This is a genomic window from Agromyces mariniharenae, from assembly GCF_008122505.1.
Lineage (GTDB): Bacteria > Actinomycetota > Actinomycetes > Actinomycetales > Microbacteriaceae > Agromyces > Agromyces mariniharenae.
The window spans coordinates 2,188,875-2,209,763 of sequence record NZ_VSSB01000001.1 but is presented as its reverse complement, the minus strand read 5'-3'; the positions used below and the strand labels follow the sequence as shown (position 1 = coordinate 2,209,763).

General features: G+C 72.7%; 18 protein-coding genes. 10 read left to right on the top strand and 8 right to left on the bottom strand.

Features of this window, described 5'->3' with window-relative positions; all coding sequences use genetic code 11:
- Window positions 1-66 precede the first annotated feature (66 nt).
- The 3 genes from FYC51_RS10235 to FYC51_RS10225 form a co-directional block, all read right to left on the bottom strand.
- Window positions 67-411: a hypothetical protein gene (locus FYC51_RS10235; RefSeq protein WP_148733439.1), complete on the bottom strand. Its 345-nt coding sequence runs from the start codon at window positions 409-411 to the stop codon at window positions 67-69.
- Between the two features lie 37 nt (window positions 412-448).
- The gene (locus FYC51_RS10230) at window positions 449-946 is read right to left on the bottom strand and encodes a nucleoside deaminase (RefSeq protein WP_148733438.1); all 498 of its coding nucleotides are present in this window, start codon (window positions 944-946) and stop codon (window positions 449-451) included.
- A 68-nt stretch (window positions 947-1,014) separates the two neighbouring features.
- Entirely contained in the window at window positions 1,015-1,857 is an 843-nt protein-coding gene (locus FYC51_RS10225) for an SDR family oxidoreductase (protein WP_338014696.1), read from the bottom strand.
- Window positions 1,858-1,894: 37 nt separating this feature from the next.
- Between FYC51_RS10225 and FYC51_RS10220 the strand changes: the two genes are divergently transcribed.
- The gene (locus FYC51_RS10220; RefSeq protein ID WP_148733437.1) at window positions 1,895-2,926 is read left to right on the top strand and encodes an NAD-dependent epimerase/dehydratase family protein; all 1,032 of its coding nucleotides are present in this window, start codon (window positions 1,895-1,897) and stop codon (window positions 2,924-2,926) included.
- Here FYC51_RS10220 and FYC51_RS10215 read toward each other — a convergent pair.
- Window positions 2,923-4,593, bottom strand: a complete 1,671-nt coding sequence (locus FYC51_RS10215) for a DUF885 family protein (protein ID WP_148733436.1) — start codon at window positions 4,591-4,593, stop codon at window positions 2,923-2,925. The genes FYC51_RS10220 and FYC51_RS10215 overlap by 4 nt on opposite strands.
- 186 nt (window positions 4,594-4,779) lie before the next feature.
- Between FYC51_RS10215 and FYC51_RS10210 the strand changes: the two genes are divergently transcribed.
- The 9 genes from FYC51_RS10210 to FYC51_RS10170 all read left to right on the top strand — a co-directional run bounded on the left by FYC51_RS10210 (window position 4,780) and on the right by FYC51_RS10170 (window position 15,888).
- Complete coding sequence (locus FYC51_RS10210; protein WP_148733435.1) at window positions 4,780-5,433, top strand: NAD(P)H-binding protein; 654 nt, start codon at window positions 4,780-4,782, stop codon at window positions 5,431-5,433.
- 142 nt (window positions 5,434-5,575) lie between these two features.
- Complete coding sequence (locus FYC51_RS10205) at window positions 5,576-6,607, top strand: FUSC family protein (RefSeq protein WP_148733434.1); 1,032 nt, start codon at window positions 5,576-5,578, stop codon at window positions 6,605-6,607.
- A 115-nt stretch (window positions 6,608-6,722) separates the two neighbouring features.
- A complete protein-coding gene (locus FYC51_RS10200; protein WP_148733433.1) occupies window positions 6,723-7,556 on the top strand; it encodes a tryptophan-rich sensory protein in 834 nt (277 codons plus the stop codon).
- Window positions 7,557-7,811: 255 nt separating this feature from the next.
- Window positions 7,812-10,838, top strand: a complete 3,027-nt coding sequence (locus FYC51_RS10195; RefSeq protein WP_148733432.1) for an aminotransferase class III-fold pyridoxal phosphate-dependent enzyme — start codon at window positions 7,812-7,814, stop codon at window positions 10,836-10,838.
- Between the two features lie 60 nt (window positions 10,839-10,898).
- Window positions 10,899-11,939 carry a DUF2207 family protein gene (locus FYC51_RS10190; RefSeq protein WP_148733431.1) on the top strand — a complete coding sequence of 347 codons (1,041 nt, stop codon included), beginning with the start codon at window positions 10,899-10,901 and terminating at the stop codon, window positions 11,937-11,939.
- A 94-nt stretch (window positions 11,940-12,033) separates the two neighbouring features.
- The gene (locus FYC51_RS19570; RefSeq protein WP_148733430.1) at window positions 12,034-12,384 is read left to right on the top strand and encodes a putative antibiotic biosynthesis monooxygenase; all 351 of its coding nucleotides are present in this window, start codon (window positions 12,034-12,036) and stop codon (window positions 12,382-12,384) included.
- A gap of 28 nt (window positions 12,385-12,412) precedes the next feature.
- On the top strand, window positions 12,413-13,114 hold the full coding sequence (locus tag FYC51_RS10180; protein WP_148733429.1) for an alpha/beta hydrolase family protein: 702 nt from the start codon (window positions 12,413-12,415) through the stop codon (window positions 13,112-13,114).
- A gap of 76 nt (window positions 13,115-13,190) precedes the next feature.
- Entirely contained in the window at window positions 13,191-14,735 is a 1,545-nt protein-coding gene (locus FYC51_RS10175; protein ID WP_148733428.1) for a molybdopterin-dependent oxidoreductase, read from the top strand.
- A gap of 517 nt (window positions 14,736-15,252) precedes the next feature.
- The gene (locus FYC51_RS10170) at window positions 15,253-15,888 is read left to right on the top strand and encodes a hypothetical protein (protein WP_222863229.1); all 636 of its coding nucleotides are present in this window, start codon (window positions 15,253-15,255) and stop codon (window positions 15,886-15,888) included.
- A 97-nt stretch (window positions 15,889-15,985) separates the two neighbouring features.
- On the opposite strand, the gene FYC51_RS10165 is transcribed toward FYC51_RS10170, so the two are convergent.
- Genes FYC51_RS10165 through FYC51_RS10150 form a run of 4 tightly spaced genes read right to left on the bottom strand, consistent with a single transcriptional unit; the run spans window position 15,986 to window position 20,831 of the window.
- Window positions 15,986-16,357 carry an HNH endonuclease gene (locus tag FYC51_RS10165; RefSeq protein ID WP_148733426.1) on the bottom strand — a complete coding sequence of 124 codons (372 nt, stop codon included), beginning with the start codon at window positions 16,355-16,357 and terminating at the stop codon, window positions 15,986-15,988.
- 36 nt (window positions 16,358-16,393) lie between these two features.
- Window positions 16,394-18,244: an amidase gene (locus tag FYC51_RS10160; RefSeq protein WP_148733425.1), complete on the bottom strand. Its 1,851-nt coding sequence runs from the start codon at window positions 18,242-18,244 to the stop codon at window positions 16,394-16,396.
- Entirely contained in the window at window positions 18,241-19,275 is a 1,035-nt protein-coding gene (locus tag FYC51_RS10155) for an agmatine deiminase family protein (RefSeq protein ID WP_148733424.1), read from the bottom strand. The genes FYC51_RS10160 and FYC51_RS10155 overlap by 4 nt, the downstream gene beginning before the upstream one ends.
- On the bottom strand, window positions 19,272-20,831 hold the full coding sequence (locus FYC51_RS10150; protein ID WP_148733423.1) for a purine-cytosine permease family protein: 1,560 nt from the start codon (window positions 20,829-20,831) through the stop codon (window positions 19,272-19,274). Before FYC51_RS10150 ends, FYC51_RS10155 begins: the two co-directional genes overlap by 4 nt.
- Between the last annotated feature and the right edge of the window lie 58 nt (window positions 20,832-20,889).

The following is a 20,889-nucleotide window of genomic DNA, read 5'->3' as shown; positions in this document are numbered from 1 at the left end:
TTTCCCTCATCGCGGCGGAACGGCCGCACCCGCCCGCGGGCGATGCGTCGCGCCGCTGAGCACGACTCAGGCGATCGCGAGCAGCAGCACCACGCTCGCGAGGTTGCGCAGCGCATGGACCGAGACGGCGAATCCGACGCTCGCCCATGGTCGCTCGCGCGTGAGCCGGAGGCTGCGCGCCCACGTGTCGCGGAACACCCAGCTGCCCACCACCGCGAACACCGCGACGATCGCGAGGTTCCCCCACGTCGCGATGACCGGGTCGAGGGCACCCGTCGACGCGAACACCGCGGCGCCGACGGGATAGCTCACGAGGTAGGCCGCGACGAACACCACGCGGGCGATCCGACCCCGCCCGGACGCGGCCGCGACGGGCGCGACGAACGCGACATCGTCTCGGGAATCGACCACGATCCGAGCGTAGGCGATCGGATGCCGGGGGCGCCGGTCAGACCCAGAAGCCCTCGTGCACGCTCCTCGCCTCGGGCAGCTCGGCCGGCCCGGCCACCACGACGCGACGGCCGCCGCGGGCGAAGACCTCCCGGCACGGCAGCTCCATGGTCGGCACGCCCTCCTGGGCGGCCACGAGCTCGCGCAGCCCCGACTCCGAGAGCGCGTAGACCACACGCGCGATGCCGCTCCAGTAGATCGCGCCCGAGCACATCGCGCACGGCTCGGTGCTCGTGTAGAGCGTCGCGGTCGCGAGCTCCTCTGACGTGAGCGCCTGCGACGCCGCACGCACGGCGTTCGTCTCGGCGTGGCCGGTCGGATCGCCCGTCGTCACGACGGTGTTCATCGCCTCGACCACGCGGCCGTCGGCCGCGACCACGATCGAGCCGAACGGATGGTCGGTGCGGTTGCGCGCCTCGCCCGCGAGGGCGGTGCACCGGCGCAGCCACGCGAGGTCTGCGTCGGTCACGAGGGTCGGATCGGCCTGGTCAGGCATGCGCGGAGTCTAGCCGCGGCATCCGTGCGTCTGCGTCGACCGACCCGACCCGACCCGACCCGACAGCGTCAGCGCGCCGGCGCCGCGGCCTGCGCCGCCTTCCACTGCGCGAACGTCGTCGCGCCGAGGCGTGCGGTCGCGGCATCCGCCGGCACCAGCGAGCCGTCGTCGAGCCTCGTGCCGAAGTACTCCGCCTCGGGATCGGCGACCACGGTGCGCTCGTCGCCGCGGGCCGCCAGCGCGTCGGCGATGAACTCGTCGAAGCGGAACTCCTCGGGCCCGGCGATCTCGACGTCGCCGTTCACGGGCTCGCCCGTCGCGACCGCGGCCACGGCGTCGGCGACGTCGTCGGACGCGATCGGCCGGAACCGCACGGGCGCGATGCGAACCGTCTCGCCATCGGTCGCGCCGTCGGCGATCGCCTTCCCGAACTCCATGAACTGCGTGGCGTGCACGATCGAGTACGGCACGCCGCCGTCGCGGATGAGCCGCTCCTGCGCGACCTTCGCCCGCATGTACCCGCTGTCGGGAAGGCCGTCGGAGCCGACGATCGACAGCGCGACGTGGTGTCCGACGCCGGCCGCCTGCTCGGCCGCAAGCAGGTTGCGGGTCGACGTCTCGAAGAACGCGAGCACCTCGTCGGCCGCGAACGACGGCGAGTTCGACACGTCGATCACCACCTGCGCTCCGTCGAGCGCCTCGGCGACGCCCTCGCCCGTGAGCGTGTTCACCCCGGTGTTCGGCGAGGCCGCCACGACCTCGTGCCCCTGCGCGGTGAGCCGCTGCGCGACCTTGGACCCGATGAGCCCGGTTCCGCCGATGATGACGATCTTCACGATGTTCCCTTCCGTCGGGGCATCCGCCACCCCGTTCCAGAAGCTCCGACCGCGCGGCCCGCCGATCTGTGACACGGATGCCGCGCCTCCGTGAACGGAGCAGGATGGCTCCGTGAGCGGCGAACTCGTGCTCGTGACCGGCGGCTCCGGCTTCATCGGCGTGCATTGCATCGTGCAGCTCCTCGAGGCCGGGTACCGAGTCCGCACCAGCCTGCGGTCGCTCGCGCGGGCCGACGAGGTGCGCGCCATGGTGGCCGAGGGCGGCGCGGATGCCGCGGGCGTCGAGTTCGCCGAGCTCGACCTGTTGCACGACGACGGCTGGCTCGACGCCGCGACGGGGGCGACGTACCTGCTCCACGTCGCCTCGCCGTTCCCGGCGACCCAGCCGCAGGATCCCGACGAGCTCATCGTGCCGGCCCGCGACGGGACGGTCCGCGCCGTGCGCGCGGCTCGGGATGCTCGGGTCCGACGCGTCGTGCTCACGTCGTCGTTCGCCGCGGTCGGCTACGGCGCGCCGCATCCCGGCCGACCCTACGCCGAGGACGACTGGACCGACCCGGCCGACGAGCGCCTCACGCCGTACGTGCGGTCGAAGGCCGTCGCCGAGCGCGCCGCGTGGGACTTCATCGACCGCGAGGCGCCCGACCTCGAGCTCGCCGTGGTCAACCCGGTCGCGGTGTTCGGTCCGACGCTCGGCCGTGATCTCTCGTCGTCGCTGCACCTGCTGCGCACGTTCCTCAACGGCGAGGTGCGCGGCATCCCGGATGCCGCGACGAACGCCGTCGACGTGCGCGACGTCGCCGCGCTGCACCTCGCCGCCATGACGCACCCCGATGCCGCCGGCGAGCGGTTCCTCGCGGTCGCGGGCGACCCGATGCCGTTCACCGAGGTCGCCGCGATGCTGCGCGAGCGCCTCGGCGACGCGGCACGGCACGTGCCGACGCGCGCGGTCCCGAGTTGGGTCGTACGCATCGCCGCGCGCTTCGACCCCGACGTGCGCGCGGTCCTGCCGCAGCTCGGGCGCCGGCCGTACGCGTCGCACGCGAAGGCCGAGCGCATGCTCGGCTGGCACCCGCGATCGAACGAGGAGGCGATCCTCGCCTCAGCCGAGAGCCTGCTGCGGCTGGGGCTGGTGCGGGGTTAGAGCACCGCGTCCCAGCGACCGGCTGCGTCGAGGAGGTCGACGTCGCTGCGGTCGCCGAGCAGCTCCCACCGCTGCAGCGAGAGCGGCACGTTGCCGTTGCGCCATACGAAGTCGTGCACGTCGCGCGCGGAGAGCTCGCGCCCGTCGGCGGCGGCCGCGACCGCGGCATCCGTCACGAGTCGCAGCACCTCCTGCTTGCCCACGTGGTACGCCATCGCGAGCCCGGGCGTCGCGACGTAGTACGAGGTCTCCTCGGTGGCGGTGCCGACGTCCATGGGCACCTCGCGCACGAAGAAGTCGACGGCATCGGGCAGGCTGAACGCGCCGGTCGCGAGGTTCACGTCGACGACGACGCGCAGCGCCCGCAACCGGATGAAGTTCTGCACGATCGCCTGCGAGTGCGGCGCGTCGGCGAAGAGCCCGGCGGTGAGCATCAGCTCCTCGTTGTAGTGCGCGATGCCCTCGTTGGCGACCGAGTCGATGAAGTGCCGGCGCATCGGGTTCGGCTGCGCCCACGACAGCGCGAGCTGCTGGCTGTGCGCGCCCTCGTGGATGATGCCGAGCCGCGGATCGCGCGCGTTCGCGGCGGCGAAGTACGGCAGGTCGGGCGACGGCTCGGGCACGTAGGAGGTCGCATCGTCGTCGACCCGGCGGATGCTCGTGAGATCGTCGTTCACCCCGAGGAACGCGAGCGGCTCGAGGTAGTCGGGCGTCGGCGCGTACCGGTATCGCCGCAGCGAGTCGGGCTGGCTGAGCAGGCCCGCCGCCTCGGTGAACGCGCGCACCTCCCGTTCGAGCTCGGCCTGGTCGGCCGACTCGGCCTCGGCGGATGCCGCGAGCTCGGGCTCGGGCAGACCGCTGAAGCGGGTGCGCGTCACGAGCTCCGCGACGACGCTGCGCCGGTAGTCCTGCATGGCCGCACGCACGAGCTCCTCGGGCTCGGCGGTCACGAGCGCCACGTGCCGCAGGTACCACGTGAACGCGTCGCGTCCGACGACCACGTCGGGTCCGAGCCGGCCGGCGGATGCCGCGAGCCACTCCCGGTAGCGCTCGAGCGCGTCGCTTGCGGCGGGCCGGGCTGCGGCGAGCGCGGCGGCGGTCGCGGCGTCCGTCAGCGGGCGCACCGCGTCGACCGACCGGGCGAGCCGCGCGCCGATGTCGTCGAGCTCGGCCGCCGCGACGCGGGCGAGCGTCGCGACGCCGGCGCGTTCGAGGTTCGCGATCGCCTGGTCGACGCCGGCCGGGACCGCCTCGAGCACGCGCACGAGGTCGGACCGCCGTCGGGCGTCGAACGGCGGGGGCGGGAGCAGCAGGTCGAACCACGGTCCGAGCACCTGCGACGTGAGGAACACGGCGTCGCGCTCGTGGTTGCGCAGCACGTCGAGCTCCCAGTGCACGCGCGCGAGCGCCGCGCCGAGGAGTCGGTGGTCGACCTGGTCGGGGATCGGCAGCGCGCCGACGCCCTCGTCGTCGATCGCCCGCCAGCGCGCGGCGAAGCCCTCGAGCTCGAGGCGGAACCCGTCGATCGCCGCCCGGTCGAAGCGCGGCAGCCAGCCGTCGGGCCGCTCCACGCGCGGGATGTCGTCGGACGTGCGGAACGACGTGGCATCGCGCCACTCCCAGAACTCCACGCCGAGGCGGGCGAGGTCGGTTGCGAGCGACGTCATGCGTCCACGCTATCGGGGGCCTCCGACGCCCTCCCCGGTGATCGAGTAGCGCCGCCGCGGAGCGACACCACCGGTGATCGAGTAGCGCTGGCGCGAAGCGACAACGCGTATCGAGATCGGACAAGGGTCTCGATACGGGTCCGACTTCGTCGGGCGCTACTCGACCACCGGTGGGATACTCGGGTGATGCGCGTCGTCATCGCCGGAGGCCACGGCAAGATCGCCCTCATCCTCGAACGCCTGCTCGTCGAAGCCGGGCACGAACCGATCGCCATCATCCGCAACCCAGAGCACCGGGCGGACGTCGACGCCACGGGCGCGTCCGCCGTCGTGCTCGACCTCGAGGACGCATCCGTCTCCGAGGTCGGCCAGGTGCTGAAGGACGCGGATGCCGCGGTGTTCGCCGCCGGCGCCGGACCCGGCTCGACCGCCGAGCGCAAGTTCACGGTCGACCGCGACGCCGCGATCCTGCTCGCCGACGCCGCGGAGGCCGCCGGCGTCCCTCGGCTCATCGTGATCTCGGCCATCGACACCGACCGCTTCGACCCCGACTCGCAGGACATCTTCCAGCTCTACCTGCGGGCGAAGAGCGAAGCGGATGCCTCGGTCCGGTCCCGCGACCTCGACTGGACCATCGTGCGGCCGGGCTCCCTCGTGAACGACGCCGGCACCGGGCGCATCCGCGCCGCCGACGTGGTGCCCGGCGGCGGACGGATCCCCCGCGCCGACGTCGCGGCCATCATCGCGTCGCTGCTCGAGACCGGCGCGGCCTCGCGCACGCAGTTCGAGGTCGTGTCGGGCGACGATCCGATCGACGGGGCGCTCGCCGCCCTGGGATGAGCGGTCGTCGAGTAGCGCCGCGCGAAGCGCGACGCGTATCGAGACGCGGCGAGAGGGTCTCGATACGCGGCCGGCTTCGCCGGGCGCTACTCGACCACCGGGCGCTACTCGACCACCGGGTGCTGCCGCGTAGCCTGAGGGCATGGGCATCACGGCGACGTTCCGGGCCACCAAGCGCGTCCCGATCCTGCAGGTCCTGAAGTCGGCGGTCGCCACGATCGCCGCCTGGCTCGTCGCCGGCTGGCTCATCCCGGGGCCGCTGCCGGTGTTCGCGGCGATCGCGGCCCTCCTCGTCGTGCAGCCGAGCGTGAACCAGTCGCTCGGCAAGGCGATCGAACGCTCCATCGGCGTCATCCTCGGCGTGCTCATCGCCACGGGCATCTCGCTCGCCTTCGGACAGACGACGTGGGTCATCCTCGTCGCGATCGTCGTCGCGATGCTCGTCGCGTGGGCGCTGAAGATGACGCCCGGCACGTCGAACCAGGTCGCGATCAGCGCGATGCTCGTGCTCGCCCTCGGCGCGTCCTCGCCCGAGTACGCGCTCGACCGCGTGCTCGAGACCCTCATCGGCGCGGCGATCGGCATCATCATCAACGCGCTGATCGTGCCGCCCGTCGCCGTCGCGCCGGCCCGTGACGCGCTCGCGCGCCTCGGCGGTGAGCTCGCGGCATCCGTCGACCGCCTCGCCCACGCGCTCGAGACGAATCGCACCCCTGCCGAGCTCGAGTCGCTCATGATCGAGGCACGGCTGCTGCGCCCGATGCGGGATGCCGCGGATGCCGCGATCGACGACGGCCAGGAGTCCTTGACCCTCAACCCGCGGCGCTCCGCCCACCGCGAGGAGCTCGCCCAGCTCCGCGAGCTGCTCGAGCAGCTCAGCCCGATCGTCACGCAGCTCATCGGCATGACCCGTGCGTTCGCCGACCACTACGACGCCAGCCTGCACGACGAGCCGACGGTGCGCGCCATCGCGGAGCAGCTGCGCCGGGTCGCCCACGACGTGCGCCTCGCCGCCCGCGTCGCGGAGCCCGAGCCCGAGCCGCTCACGTCCGAGACGCCGGCGCTCACCTCGGCGCTCGTCATCGCGGCGCCGAAGTCGGCGCACTGGATCCTCGTCGGCTCCCTCATGGAGGACCTGCGCCGCATCCGCGAGGAGCTCGGCGCCGAGGAGTGACCCTCCCGCGCTCGCCAGGTCGTCCATCGGAAGTTCGACGCGTGAGAACGCCCGCATGCCTAGGCTGGCGGGCGAACCGACCGGGGTCCACGAGACGACGGCAGGAGTGGCGGAGATGACGACGACCAGCACGGCGGCAACGACCACCCGAGGCGGCGACCTCGCCAGGCAGCTCACCGTGGCGGTGAGCGCCCTGCTGGCGGTGATCGGCTCCTTCATCGGGTCGGGCGCGGCCGGCGGAACTCCGGTGCAGGATGCCGCCGGTGGAGCGCTCGCGGCCGATGCGACCCTCATCGCCCCGGGAACGGGCGCCTTCTCGATCTGGTCGCTCATCTACTCCGGGCTCCTCGCGTACGCCGTCTGGCAGTTCCTGCCGGCGCAGCGCATCGCGGAGCGGCATCGCCGCATCGGCTACCTCGTGGCGGCCTCGCTGCTGCTCAACGCGGCGTGGATCCTCAGCATCCAGTTCGACCTGCTCCGGCTCAGCGTGCCGATCATCGGCGCGCTCCTCGTCGTGCTCATCGCCGCCTTCCGGCGCTGCCTCGCCCTGCCGCCCCGGAACGCGCTCGACGCCCTGGCCACTGACGGCACCGTCGGGCTCTACCTCGGCTGGGTGACCGTGGCGACCGCCGCGAACGTCACGGCCGCGCTGGTCGCCGCGGGCTTCGACGGCTGGGGCATTCCGCCCGAGACCTGGGCGGTCGTCGTGGTCGCGGTCGCGGGCCTCGTCGGCGTCGCCCTCGCCGTCTGGGATCGCGGGCGCATCGCCCCCACCCTGTCGCTCGCGTGGGGCCTCTCCTGGATCGCGATCGCCCGCCTCACGGACACGCCGGAGTCGACCGTGACCGGCATCGCCGCGATCATCGCGGCTGTCGCCGTCGTGCTGACCACCGTCGTGGCCCGGCTCGCCGTCGAGCTCCGCCGGCGCCGCGCCCCTCGCTCCTCGTAGCAGTCCTCCGGAACTCCGGAACTCCGGAACTCCGGAACTCCGGAACTCCGGAACTTCGGGCTCTCGGGAACTTGGTCACCTGGGCACTTGGACACTTGGGCACCGACTTCTGCTGGGCGACACAACGACCGGAACGCCGACCCGAGTCGACGCGCACCCGGTCGCCGTGGCGAACGCGGGCGGCGTCCCTCGCCATCGCGCACATTCTCGGCGGCCGGCGCGGCTGGCTATCGTCGAGAGCGGAAAGGGGCGCGGATGTCGCAGGGAAGCGCAGGCGTGCGGGGGTTCGACTTCTTCGGGGCGGGCGAGCTGCCGGCGCCGAACCTGCCCGCCGACGAGGTCGCGTCCATCGTGCGCGAGCGTTGGGGTATCGTCGCGGAGCTCTCACCGCTCGGGAGCCAGCAGGACCAGAACTTCCTCGCGCGCGTCGACGGCGAGCCGGTCGGCGTCGTGAAGATCACGAACCCGGCGTTCACCGCGGTCGAGCTGGCCGCCCAGGAGCAGGCCGCCGACCGCATCGCCGCACGTGCGCCGGCCGTGCGCATCGCGACCACCACGACGGACGCCACGGGCACGCCCCGTTCGATCGTCGCCGAGACGAGCGAGGGCCCGCTCAGCATCCGCATCATCGAGCACCTCGACGGCGGCACCCTCACCGGCGGCGGATACCTCTCGCCGGCGACCATCGCGCGCATGGGCGAGCTCGCCGCCCGCACGAGCCTCGCCCTCGCCGACTTCGGCCACGACGGGCTCGAGCGCGTGCTGCAGTGGGATCCGCGCCACGCCGACCGCGTCGTCGAGCTCCTCGCGCCGCACCACCCCGACCCGGCCCGTCGGCGTCAGGTGACGGATGCCGCGACCGCCGCCTGGGCCGACCTCGCCGACGTGGCATCCGCGCTTCCGCTGCAGGCCGTGCACCTCGACCTGACCGACGACAACGTGGTGTGCTCGACCGAGCGCGGCATCCGCCTGCCCGACGGGATCATCGACTTCGGCGACGTGACGCGCAGCTGGGCGGTCGCCGAACTCGCCATCACCATCACGTCGCTCCTGCACCACGCGGGCGCCGAGCCGGCTTCGGTGCTGGCGGCGATCCGCGCGTTCCATGCGGTGCGGCCGCTGTCGCCCGAGGAGGTCGCGGCGATCTGGCCCATCGTCGTGCTGCGCGGCGCCGTGCTCGTGGTGAGCGGCGAGCACCAGGTGCAGCTCGACGGCGGCGAGAACGCATATGCCGCGAGCGGCATCGCGCGCGAGTGGCGCATGTTCGAACAGGCCGTCTCGGTGCCCACCGCGGTCATGTCCGCCGTGATCGCCGACGCGCTCGACATCCCCGGTGGTCGAGTGGGGCCTGGCGAAGCCGGCACCCCCGGTGGTCGAGTAGGGCCCGGCGAAGCCGGACCCGTATCGAGACCGGGACGTGAGGCGTCTCGATACGCGTCGCCTTCGGCGGCACTACTCGACGACCGGGTCGCATCGTCGCCTCCGGCGGCGCTCCTCGACGACCAGGTCGCGACGTCGGCCGTCCGCCTCGACGTCTCGATCACCTCCGACGACGTCGACGCCGGCGCGTGGCTCGACCCCGACCTCGAGGATCGGGTCGCCCTCGCGGCGCTCGACGCCGGGGCATCCGTCGCGTGGCTCGAGCGGGGCACGCCCCGCCTCACCGCGAGCGGCACGCACTCGACGACCTCGTCGGCGACCATCCCGACCGGCGTCGACGTGTGGTTCGCGGAGCCGCAGCACCTCTCGGCCCCCGACGGGTACCGGCTCGTGATCGAGGCCGCCGACGGCGTCACGATCCTCGACGGGCACATGCTCGCGCGCACGCGTCACCGGATCCGGCTCGAGCGGCCCGACGGGCCGAAGGTGCCGCACCTCGTGCGGCCGGAGTATGCGGCGGGGTGGCTGGGGCTGACGGGGGATCCGGCGATGATCATGGGTCTCGATACCCGTCCGGCTTCGCCGGGCGCTCCTCGACCCGCGGGCTCGGCCGAGCGCGACGCCGCGGCGCTCATCGCGCGGCGCGACCGCGCGTTCGCTGAGGTGCAGGAGCACTACTACGACGCCCCGCCGCGCATCGAGCGCGGCTGGCGCGAGCACCTCGTCGGCACCGACGGACGCGTGTACCTCGACATGGTGAACAACGTGACGCCGCTCGGCCACGGACACCCGAAGCTCGCGGCGGCCGTCGCGAAGCAGCTGCGCACGCTCAACACGAACTCGCGCTTCAACTACGGAGCGGTCGTGGAGTTCTCCGAGCGCCTCGCCGAGCTCCTGCCCGATCCGCTCGACACCGTCTTCCTGGTCAACTCGGGCTCGGAGGCGACCGATCTCGCGCTCCGCGTCGCGCTCGCCGCGACCGGACGCCGCGACGTCGTGTCGATCCTCGAGGCCTACCACGGCTGGACGTACGGCTCCGACGCCGTGTCCACCTCGATCGCCGACAACCCGAACGCGCTCGCGACCCGGCCCGACTGGGTGCACGTGCTCGACGCGCCGAACCCGTTCCGCGGGCTGCATCGGGGCACGGATGCCGCGCGCTACGCGCCCGAGGCCGCTCGCCGCATCCGGGAGCTCGCGGCATCCGGTCGGCTGCCGGCCGCCTTCATCGCCGAGACCTTCTCCGGCAACGCCGGCGGCATCCCGCTGCCCGACGGCTACCTCGCCGAGGTCTACGCGGCCGTGCGCGAGACCGGCGGGCTCGCCATCGCCGACGAGGTGCAGGCCGGATACGGACGCCTCGGCGAGTGGTTCTGGGGCTTCGAGCAGCAGGGCGTCGTGCCCGACATCGTCGCCGTGGCGAAGGCCGCCGGCAACGGCTACCCGCTCGGCGCGGTGATCACGACGCGCCAGATCGCGGCGCGCTTCCGCACGCAGGGCTACTTCTTCTCGTCGACCGGCGGCAGCCCGGCGTCGAGCGTGGCGGGCCTCGCGGTGCTCGACGCGTTCCGCGACGAGGGCCTGCAGCGCAACGCGGCCGAGGTCGGCGCGCACCTGAAGGGCCGGCTCCAAGAGCTCGCGACGCGGCATCCGCTCATCGGGGCCGTACACGGCCTCGGCCTCTACCTCGGCGTCGAGTTCGTGCGCGACCGCGAGACGCTCGAGCCGGCCAGCGAAGAGACCCGCGCGATCTGCGACCGGCTGCTCGCGCTCGGCATCGTCATGCAGCCCACGGGCGACCACCAGAACGTGCTGAAGACGAAGCCCCCGCTGTGCATCGACCGGGCCTCGGCGGACTTCTTCGTCGACACGCTCGACCGGGTGCTCGCCGAGGGGTGGTAGGCGCCCGGACGCTTGTCAACGCCAAGACACCGGATGCGGCCGCATCCCTAGACTGGGCCCGTGCTCCCCGCCGTCATCGCGCTCGCGATCGCCCCTGCGTTCCTGATCCTCGGGCTCGGCTTCGTCGCCCGTGCGATCGCCGCGCAGCGCGTGACGGGACTCGTCGTGCAGTACGCGCCGCAGCGCGGCTCGACGGTGCTGCACGACGCGCTGCTCGTCGACGCGGATCGGCGCGCGGCATCCGCGATGCTCATCGACCTCGCGGTGAAGCGCAAGGTGCGGCTGCTCGCCGGCTCGAAGCGCGAGCCGATCGGCGTGGCGGTGCTGCCGAACGTGGTGTTCACGGCCGATGAGCTGACCCTGCTCGAGGCGCTGTTCGGTCCCGACCACACGCCCGGACGGGTGCGGCGGTTCTCGTCCGAGCGGCGGGCGCTCACCGGACGGCTCCGCACGCTCGTGCAGCACGCCGAGCACGCGCTCGCCCGCGAGGGGCTCATCGCCCCGCGCCGCACCACCTGGCCGGGCGTCACGCTGCGCAGCCTCGCGTACGTCGGCATGCTCGTGGAGGCGCTGCTGATCGTCTTCGCGCTGATCGACGGCGACGGCGCCGCGCTCGGCCTGACCCTGATCGCGCTCGCGGCCACGATCGCCACGATCGCGGTGACGCCGGCGTCATGGCGCCGATTCCTGCCACCCGCGCGTCCCCGGCGCGAACACCTCGACGGCCTGCGGCAGTACCTCGAGCTCGCTGAAGCCGACCGGCTGCGGATGCTGCAGTCGCCGACCGGGGCCGATCTCGTGCCGACCGACGGCGAGGATCCGGCGCTCGCCCGCTACCACCTGCACGAGCGACTGCTCCCCTACGCGGTGCTGTTCGGGCTCGAACGGGAGTGGATCCGGCAGGTGAAGCTCGAGCACGACGAGCTCGTCACGCGTGACCTCGACCTGCTCGACGTGGTCGACGTCCTTCCCGACGTCGCGACGGCCCTGGATGCCGCGGGCGGCGCCGTGCAGCTCACGGCCGCGGTCGGCGACCTCGTCGACGGCACCGGCGCGGTGCTCGACGGGGTGGGCGGCATCTTCGAGGTGTTCAGCTCCTAGCGGAGCAGTCGGGCCGGGAGGACAATGGAGGGGCCGGTCGCGTCCGCGCGGCCGGGCAGCATCAACGGGCTCGCGCCGATGCGGAGCCGAACACATGACCGTGACACCTCCCGAGCACGGCTCGCCCGTGCCGAACCCCGAATCGCCGACGGACCAGGCGCCGCCGACCCCCGCGCCGACGCCGCCTCCACCTGCGCCGCCGAAGCGGCCGAACATCCACGTCACCGCGCTCATCGTGTGGCTCACGATCTTCCCGCTCGTCGCCATCGTGAGCGTGCTGCTCGCGCCGGTGATCGCGGACTGGCATCCCGTGCTGCGGGCGTTCGTGGTGACGCTCATCGTCGTCCCGATCGCGGCGTACTGGCTGATGCCGCAGATGTTCCGGTGGTACGCCGCCATCGAGCGGCGACGGGCGGCGCGTCACGCCGACAAGGGCATGTTGTGACGAGTCGACGATGCGGCACGATTGAGGCATGACCCCGTCGACCTCGTCCGAGACGACCATCACGATCGACGTCGACGGCACCCCCGTGTCGGGCGTGTACTCGCGCCCGGCGGATGCCGCGGCCACGATCGTCGTGGCGCACGGCGCCGGCGCGGGCATGGAGCATCCGTTCATGTCGGGCTTCACCCGGGCGATGCACGACCTCGGCTCCGCGACGCTGCGGTTCAACTTCCCGTATCGCGAGGCGAAGCGGCGCTTCCCCGACCGGCCGCCCGTCGCGATCGCGACGTGGCGTGCGGCGCTCGCCGCCGCGGCCGAGCGGGCCGGCGGCGCGGGCGCGGGCTCGGGGGAGCCGATCTGGGCCTCGGGCAAGTCGTTCGGCGGGCGCATGGCGTCGATGGCGGTCGCCGACGGCATGCCAGTCGCGGGCCTCATCTACCTCGGCTACCCGCTGCACCCGCCCGGCCGTCCCGAGAAGGCGCGCGACGAGCACCTGCCCGGCATCACGGTGCCGATGCTGTTCCTGCAGGGGCGCAACGACCCCTTCGCGATCCCCAACGAGCAGCTCGACAAGGTTGTCGCACGCATCGGCCCGACCGCGACGGTCGAGTGGATCGAGGAGGCGAACCACTCGTTCGAGGTGAAGGGCCGCAAGCGCCCGGCCGCCGAAGTCGGCGCGTCGCTCGCCCCGCGCGCGGCCGCGTTCATGGCGGCGCACCCGGCGAGCTGATCGCCGCCCGACGCCGCTCATCCACAGGCGCGAACTTCCGAGTCGACGCGCAGCCTCGCCGACTTACGCTGGACGCATGCCCACGACGACCGGTCGCGCGCGGGGGTGGGTGCTCCCGGCGCTCGCCGGCGTGGCATCCGTGGCCCTCGGCGCCGGCGTCGGCGAGCTCGCGGCGGCGATCCTCGCCCCCGAGGCGAGCCCCTTCGTCGTCGTCGGCTCGCTGCTCATCGACCTCGCCCCGTCGTGGGCGAAGGATGCCGCGATCGCCCTGTTCGGCACGGCCGACAAGGTCGCGCTCCTCATCGGCATCGCGATCGTGCTGCTCGCCGTCGCCGGAGCGGCAGGCATGCTCGAAGTGCGTCGCCCGCCGTGGGGACGCGTGCTCATCGGGGCGCTCGGGGTGGTCGGGGTCGTCGCCGCGATGACCCGGGCGAACGCGCCCCTGCTGGCGTTCGCGCCGCCCGCACTCGCGGCGGTCGCGTCGGTCATCGCACTGCAGTTCCTCGTCACCCGGCTTCCGTCGACGGATGCCCCGGCGCCGTCGCAACCCGAAGGGATCGACCGGCGCCGCTTCCTCGGGTGGGCCGGCGGCGCCGCGGCGGTCGGCGTGCTCGCGGCCATCGGCGGCTACGCCCTGCAGGCGGGTACCCGCGCGGTCACGGCGATCCGCGACACGATCGCGCTGCCGAAGCCCACCACGAATGCCACCGTTCCCTCTGGCGCCGAGCTCGACGTCGAGGGGCTCACCCCCGTCATCACGCCGAACGCGCAGTTCTACCGCATCGACACCGCCCTCGCAGTGCCCGCCGTCGACCCCGAGACGTGGAGCCTCCGCATCCACGGCATGGTCGACCAGGAGGTCACCCTCACGTGGGACGAGCTCCTCGCCCTCCCCCTCGAGGAGAGCGTCACGACGCTCGCGTGCGTGTCGAACGAGGTCGGCGGCGACCTCATCGGCAACGCGGTCTGGCTGGGCTACCCGATCCGCGAGCTGCTCGCCCGTGCGAACCCGACTGCCGACGCCGACATGGTGCTCTCGCGCAGCGTCGACGGCTTCACGGCGTCGACCCCGCTTGCCGTGCTGCAGGACGACCGGAACGCGATCTTCGCCGTCGGCATGAACGGCGAGCCGCTGCCCGCGCAGCACGGATTCCCCGTCCGTATGGTCGTGCCGGGGCTCTACGGATACGTCTCGGCCACGAAGTGGGTGGTCGACCTCGAGGTCACGCGCTTCGATGCGGCCTCCGCCTACTGGACCGACCGCGGCTGGAGCGCGAAGGGCCCGATCAAGCTGCAGAGCCGCATCGACGTGCCGCGCAGCGGCCAGCAGCTTTCGGCGGGCACCATCACGGTCGCCGGTGTCGCCTGGCACCAGCACGTCGGCATCGCCGCGGTCGACGTGCAGGTCGACGACGGGCCGTGGCAGCCGGCGACGCTCGCCGAGGCGATCTCGATCGACACCTGGGTGCAGTGGCGCTTCGACTGGGACGCCGACTCCGGCACCCACACCCTGCGCGTCCGCGCGACCGACGTCGACGGCGAGGTCCAGACCTCCGAGCTGCAGGGCGTCGTCCCCGACGGCGCGACGGGCCTCCACGAGCGCACCGTGACGGTCGCCTGACGCCGTCACCCGCCCGCCGCTCCCGCTCCACCCCGCCGTCCTCCACCCCGCCCCTCGTCGACCATTTCCGCCACTCGCGCCCACCCGTCCATCACCCTCCACGCATCCCTCGCCCTCCACGCATCCGTCTCCCCTCCACGAATCCCTCGCCCCTCCACGCATCCCTCACCCCTCCACGCATCCCTCGCCCCTCCACGAATCCCTCGCCCCTCCACGAATCCCTCACCCCTCCACGCATCCCTCACCCCTCCACGCATCCCTCGCCCCTCCACGCATCCCTCACCCCTCCACTCTTCCCCGCCCCGCCTCTTCCCGCGCTCCCGCGTCTCGTCCTCCACAATCGAGCCACCCGATCCCCGCAGAACCGGGCCCCGATCGCCTGCGTTCGACGGGCCCGCTGGATGGGAGTGTTTCTCCCCAGAAGTCACGGAACTTCGGAACTTCGGAACTTCGGAACCGAGTTCCACGAGGGAACAACACTTCATGCGCTGAATGCATCGAGAGAGGACGGAGCGCCATGCCGGGATCACGGAACACCGTCGAACGCGCGGTGAAGGTCGACGTGGACACTGATCGGCGCATCGCGCAGTTGGCCTACTTCATGGACGTTCCGAAGAAGGCGGTCGTCCGCGAGGCCGTTGCGGAGTACGCGGAGGCGCGATTGTCACGAGCGGGAGGCGGGGCAGGGGCCGATGCCGGCGGTGGTGCGGGTGGAAGTGGCGACGAGGGTGGTCGAGGCGACGCCGTCGGTCGGGGTCACGGAGGCGACGGCGAGGACGCGAGCCGGGGCGGTGAGTTGTCCTCGACGGCGGCGGCGCTGACGTTCGAGGACCTGCCGATCCGGGATCGGCTGGCCTTGAGCCGAGGACAGTTGATCCGAGAGTTCGCGGCCCGCGGAGGAACTGGGGTGCGTGTGGTGATCGAGCGGCCGTCGCAACGTGACGATGAGTTCGAGTTCGGAGGTGCCGAGGAGGACGAGTTGGAGCTCCTCGTTGACACGCGCCTGGAGGACGGCAGCGGAGCGGTCGTCGTGCTCGGCGGAATCGCACGATCGATCCTCAAGTCGTGGGTCGACGTGACCTCGCTGACCGCGGTCCGGCTGTACCGCCCATCGGAGCTCGACGACCTCATCGCGCGCTCGCGTCCGCTGTGATGCAGCTGTCGGATGCCGCGAACCGTGCAGTCGCGGCATCAGATGGGCCCGGGTCAGACCGCCCGGGCGGGCGCGGAGCCGAAGGTCCCGCGGCGCGTCAGGTCACCGCATGATCCGGGCCCGCGAAGCGCGCGACCAGCTCGAGCGCGATCTCGCGCTGCCGCAGCAGGAATGCCCGCTCGTCGAGCTTCTTGCGCCGCAGCCACGAGGTGACCTCGTCGTTGCACTTGCTCGCGTTGCACGATCCGCATGCGGGGACTACGTTCTCGAGCGTGTAGCGTCCACCGCGCGAGATCGGCAGCACGCAGTCGCGCTGCAGGGCCCGGTCGGTGGCGCCGCAGTAGGCGCATCCCCGCCACTCCGCGGTCAGCGCCGCCCACTGCGCGTCGCTGAGGTCGTGCGTGACGCGCGCCATGCGCCGCTTGCGCCGTCGCGCGGAGACCGCCGCGCGGGACCGGCTGACCGCCATGCCGTCAGGGTAGCGTCCGCGAGGGCGCTCGCCCCGTCAGCGCCTCGGCGTGCGCGGCGGCTCGGTGCGGCGCGATCCCGTCGCCTCGAAGGCCGCGGCGAGCGCGAGCAGCGCGTTGTCGTCGTAGGCGCGTCCGGCGAACGTCAGCCCGACCGGCATCCCGATGTCGGCCATGGTGCCCATGGGCACCGTGACCGTCGGGATGCCGAGGTGCCGCGGCACGAGGTTGCCGTTCGCGACCCACACGCCATTGCGCCAGCCGAGGTCGGCGGATGCCGCGACGACATCCATGTCGGCCGGACCGACGTCGGCGACAGCCGGGAACACCACCGCGTCGAGGCCGAGGTCGTCCATCCACTGCTCGAGGTCGAGCCGCCGGGTCTCCTCGAGGCCGCGAAGCCCGGACTCGAGCTCGGGCATGTCGGCGAAGGTTGCGCCCGGGTTCGCGCGGGCCCACTCGGGGTACTCGGCGATGTCGTCGTCGAACCCCGTGTAGCGATCGGGCAGGGTGCCCTCGGGTTGCGGGAAGATCCGTGCGCCGTCGACGTCCGCGAGCGAGTGCAACGCGGGGTCGCCGTTGGCCTCGAGGAAGTCGTTCCACGACCAGGCCGAAAGGTCGACGATCTCGCGGTGCAGGTACTCGGGGCTCACGAGCCCGCGGGTCGCGATCGTCGGCGCACCCGGGCGATCGCCCTCGTAGTTCGACACGACCGGGAAGTCGACGAGGACGACCTCGGCGTCGGCCGCCTCGAGGTCGCGGCGCGCGGCCTCCCAGAGGTCGATCACGGAGGGGCGAGTGTCGATGCGCTGCCCGGTGGGTCCGCCGATGCCGGGCGAGCGACCCGGCTCGGCGGTGCCAGCGTCGGGATCCTCGTTCACGTACATGCGCGGGATTCCGAATCGTTTCCCGGCGAGCGCCGAGCGTGCCGCTGCGGCATCCGCCGGCCGCAGCGCCGGGTACGAGTCGGGCCGCACCGACGACGACGCGGGGATCTCGACCCACGGCTGCACGCGCCAGAAGTCGCCGCGCGTCTCGGCGTCGTCGGCGACGATCACGTCGAGCACCTCGAGCAGGTCGGCCATGGAGCGCGTGTGCGGCACGACCACGTCCATGGTCGGCACGAGCGGCCAGTTGCCGCGCACCGAGATGACACCCCTCGAGGGGGTGTACGCGCACAGCGCGTTGTTCGAGGCGGGCGCGCGGCCGCTCGACCAGGTCTCCTCGCCGAGGCCGAACGCCGCGAAGGATGCCGCGGTGGCGGTGCCCGAGCCGTTCGACGACCCCGAGCCGAACGCGGCCGTCAGGTACTCGGCGTTGTACGGGCTCTCGGCGCGGCCGTAGACGCCGCGCTGCATGCCGCCGTTCGCCATGGGCGGCATGTTCGTGAGGCCGATCAGCACGGCGCCCGCCGCGCGCAGCCGCTCGATCGTGAACGCGTCGCGCTGGGCGACGAGGTGCTCGAACGCGGGGCTGCCGGCGGCCGCGGTGAGCCCCTTGGCGAGGTAACTGTCCTTGGCGGTGTACGGGATCCCGTCGAGTGGCCCGAGCGTCTCGCCGCGGGCGCGGCGCTCGTCGGAGGCCCGCGCGTCGTCGATCGCCGACGGGTTCATCACGACGAGCGCGTTGAGCCCGGCCGCGGTGCCCGGGCGGTCGTACGCCTCGATGCGCTCGAGGTACGCCCGGGTGAGCGACTCGCTCGTCGCGCGTCCGTCCTCGAGCGCCGCGCGCAGCTCGGCGATCGACGCCTCGACGACGTCGAACGATCCGCCCGGTCGTCGAGTAGCGCCCGGCGCAGCCGGCCGCGTATCGAGACGTGACGCGTTCGGGTCTCGATACGCGTCGCCTGCGGCGTCGCTACTCGACCATCGGGAGGTGTCCCCGCTCATCGCGCCACCGCCGGCTGCTGCTGCGTGATGCAGTGGATGCCGCCGCCACGGGCGAAGAGCGGGCGCGCGTCCACGGTGACGGCTCGGCGCCCGGGGTACGCAGCCTCGAGGATCTCGCGCGCCGCGGCATCCGCTCGTTCCTCGCCGAACCCGCAGGCGATGACGCCGCCGTTCACGACGAGGTGGTTCACGTAGCTCCAGTCGACGAAGCCCTCGTCGTCGCGGAGCGTCTCGGGCGCCGGCAGGTCGAGGATCTCGAAGCGGCGGCCCGCGGCATCCGTCTGCTCGGCGAGGTGGGCGCGGAGCTCGTGGGTCACCTCGTGGTCGGGGTGCTCGGGGTCGCGCTGGTCGTGCAGCAGCAGGTGTCCGGCGGACGGCATCGTCGCCACGATGTCGACGTGGCCGTTCGTGCCGAACTCGTCGTAGTCGCGGGTCAGTCCACGCGAGAGCCACACGACGCGGGTCGCGCCGATGGTACGCGCGAGCTCCGCCTCGACGCGCGCCCGGTCGGCGTACGGGTTGCGGCGCGGGTCGAGCTGCACGGTCTCGGTGACGAGCACGGTGCCCTCGCCGTCGACGTGGATGCCGCCGCCCTCGTTCACGAGCAGGCTGCTCACCGTCTCGGCGCCGACCAGGTCGGCGATGATCCGGGCGTGCTCTGCGGACTTGCGCCACTCCGACCACTCGGGCGCGCCCCAGCCGTTGAACACCCAGTCGACGGCGCCGAGGACCCCGGGCCGTTCGTCGTCGACGACGAAGGTGGGGCCGTGGTCCCGCATCCAGAACTCGTCAACCGGCGCCTCGACCTGCTCGATCCCGTCGCCGAGCATCGACGCCGCGCGCTCGCGCTCGGTCGGGTCGACGAGCATCGTGACCGGCTCGAACTCGGCCACGGCGTGGGCCACGGCCGTCCAGGCGGCGTAGCCCTCCTCGCGGTCGGACGTCGACTCCCCGAGGGTGATGCCCTCGCGGGGGAACGCCATCCAGGTGCGCTCGTGCTGCGCGGTCTCGGCGGGCATGCGCCAGGTCATGCGGGTACCTCCATGGTGACGGGGGCGGATGCCGCGGCATCCGCCTGCTGGGTTCCGGATGCCGCGGCATCCGCTGTCGCATCGCGACCGACGGCCGGCGCACCGGGACGGCGCGCTCGGTCGCGGTACGGCGAGGTCGTGAGCCAGAGCACGGCGTAGAGCGCCCCGGCGAGGAACGGGCCGGCGACGGCCGAGAGGTCGGCGCCGCCGAGCGCGGCCGCGATGGGGCCGACGTAGAGGGTCGTGTTGGCCATGAGCACGGCCACGGTCGTGCCGACCATCATGGTGATGACGCCCGGCCAGAACACGCCTCCCGTGTACCAGAACGGGCTGCCCCGGCGCTCGTCGCTGAGGGCGACGCCGTCGTACCGGTTGCGGCGCAGCACGATGTCGACCGCGTAGATCGCGACGAGCGGTCCGAGCACGGTGACGCTGAGCTCGAGCGACGCGTTGAGCGTGTCGAGGAAGCTCGGCGCGAGGTAGACGAACCAGCCCGCGGCGACGGTCGCGAGCATGCCCGTGATGATCACGGTCGCGGCGCGGGAGACCCGGATGCCGAGGCCCTGCGCGTAGAGACCGGTCGAGTACGCGACGAGCACGTTGTTCGTGATGCTGCCGAGCACGACGATCGCGAGGAAGACCGGGGTGAACCAACCGGGCACGATCTCGCCGATGGTGAGCTGCGGGTCGGTCATGTCGATCGCGGTGCCGGCGACCACGCCGAGCGTGCCGATGAGCACGGCCGGGATGAACCCGCCGAGCGCGGTCCACAGGGCGACCGTGCGCTTCGGGGTGTCGCGCGGCAGGTACCGGGCGTAGTCGGCCCCGGTGCCCCACGACAGCGGGCCCGACGCGACGATCGCGTAGCCGAGCAGGACCATGGCCCAGTGCTCGCCGTCGGGCAGTGGCGCCGGCCGGTACGTGAAGTCGGCGGCCTGGAAGACGAACACCGCGAGCACGATGAACGCCACGGCGAGCGCGGCCGAGAAGTACGGCGACAGCTTGGTGATGGTCGCGTGGCCGTAGACGCTGAGCACGAAGCTCAGGGCGGCGACGACCACGAGCACGACCCAGCCGAGCCCGCCCGACACGTCGATGCCGATGAGCCCGAGCAGCGCGTTGGCGGCGAGCGTCGCGACGGCGATGTTGATGATCTCGTAGAACAGGCCGATCGCGACGCCGAGTCCGCCGCCGAAGACGCGGTTGCCGCGGATGCCGAACATCGCGCGCATCACGGTGACGCTCGGCGTGCCCGACGCGGGGCCGCTCACGGCGAGCCAGCCGACGGCCGCCCACCAGAGGTTGCCGACGACGGTGATCGCGAGCGCCTCCCAGATGGAGAGGCCGAGCAGGATGAGCACGCCGCCGAGCACGAAGTAGAGGTAGACGACGTTGGCGCTCATCCAGACCCAGAACAGCTCGCGCGGACGGCCGTGGCGCTCGGCGTCGGGGATGACGTCGACGCCGTGGGTCTCGATGCGGCCGGCGCGGTCGGATGCCGCGGCCGACGCGTGCGGCGACGCTGCCGCGCTGGGGTCGGGGGTGGTGTGGCTCATCGTTGAGGACTCTCCGGTTTCGATCGCCCGGGGCGATCTCTGGACTCGGCCGGGGACT

Coding starts and splice junctions, on each gene's coding strand:
- FYC51_RS10170 (WP_222863229.1), top strand. CDS start 15,253: ATGCCGGGATCACGGAACACCGTCGAACGCGCGGTGAAGGTCGACGTG.
- FYC51_RS19570 (WP_148733430.1), top strand. CDS start 12,034: ATGACCGTGACACCTCCCGAGCACGGCTCGCCCGTGCCGAACCCCGAA.
- FYC51_RS10215 (WP_148733436.1), bottom strand. CDS start 4,593: ATGACGTCGCTCGCAACCGACCTCGCCCGCCTCGGCGTGGAGTTCTGG.
- FYC51_RS10195 (WP_148733432.1), top strand. CDS start 7,812: ATGTCGCAGGGAAGCGCAGGCGTGCGGGGGTTCGACTTCTTCGGGGCG.
- FYC51_RS10160 (WP_148733425.1), bottom strand. CDS start 18,244: ATGAGCGGGGACACCTCCCGATGGTCGAGTAGCGACGCCGCAGGCGAC.
- FYC51_RS10205 (WP_148733434.1), top strand. CDS start 5,576: ATGGGCATCACGGCGACGTTCCGGGCCACCAAGCGCGTCCCGATCCTG.
- FYC51_RS10210 (WP_148733435.1), top strand. CDS start 4,780: ATGCGCGTCGTCATCGCCGGAGGCCACGGCAAGATCGCCCTCATCCTC.
- FYC51_RS10200 (WP_148733433.1), top strand. CDS start 6,723: ATGACGACGACCAGCACGGCGGCAACGACCACCCGAGGCGGCGACCTC.
- FYC51_RS10175 (WP_148733428.1), top strand. CDS start 13,191: ATGCCCACGACGACCGGTCGCGCGCGGGGGTGGGTGCTCCCGGCGCTC.
- FYC51_RS10180 (WP_148733429.1), top strand. CDS start 12,413: ATGACCCCGTCGACCTCGTCCGAGACGACCATCACGATCGACGTCGAC.
- FYC51_RS10165 (WP_148733426.1), bottom strand. CDS start 16,357: ATGGCGGTCAGCCGGTCCCGCGCGGCGGTCTCCGCGCGACGGCGCAAG.
- FYC51_RS10230 (WP_148733438.1), bottom strand. CDS start 946: ATGCCTGACCAGGCCGATCCGACCCTCGTGACCGACGCAGACCTCGCG.
- FYC51_RS10150 (WP_148733423.1), bottom strand. CDS start 20,831: ATGAGCCACACCACCCCCGACCCCAGCGCGGCAGCGTCGCCGCACGCG.
- FYC51_RS10155 (WP_148733424.1), bottom strand. CDS start 19,275: ATGACCTGGCGCATGCCCGCCGAGACCGCGCAGCACGAGCGCACCTGG.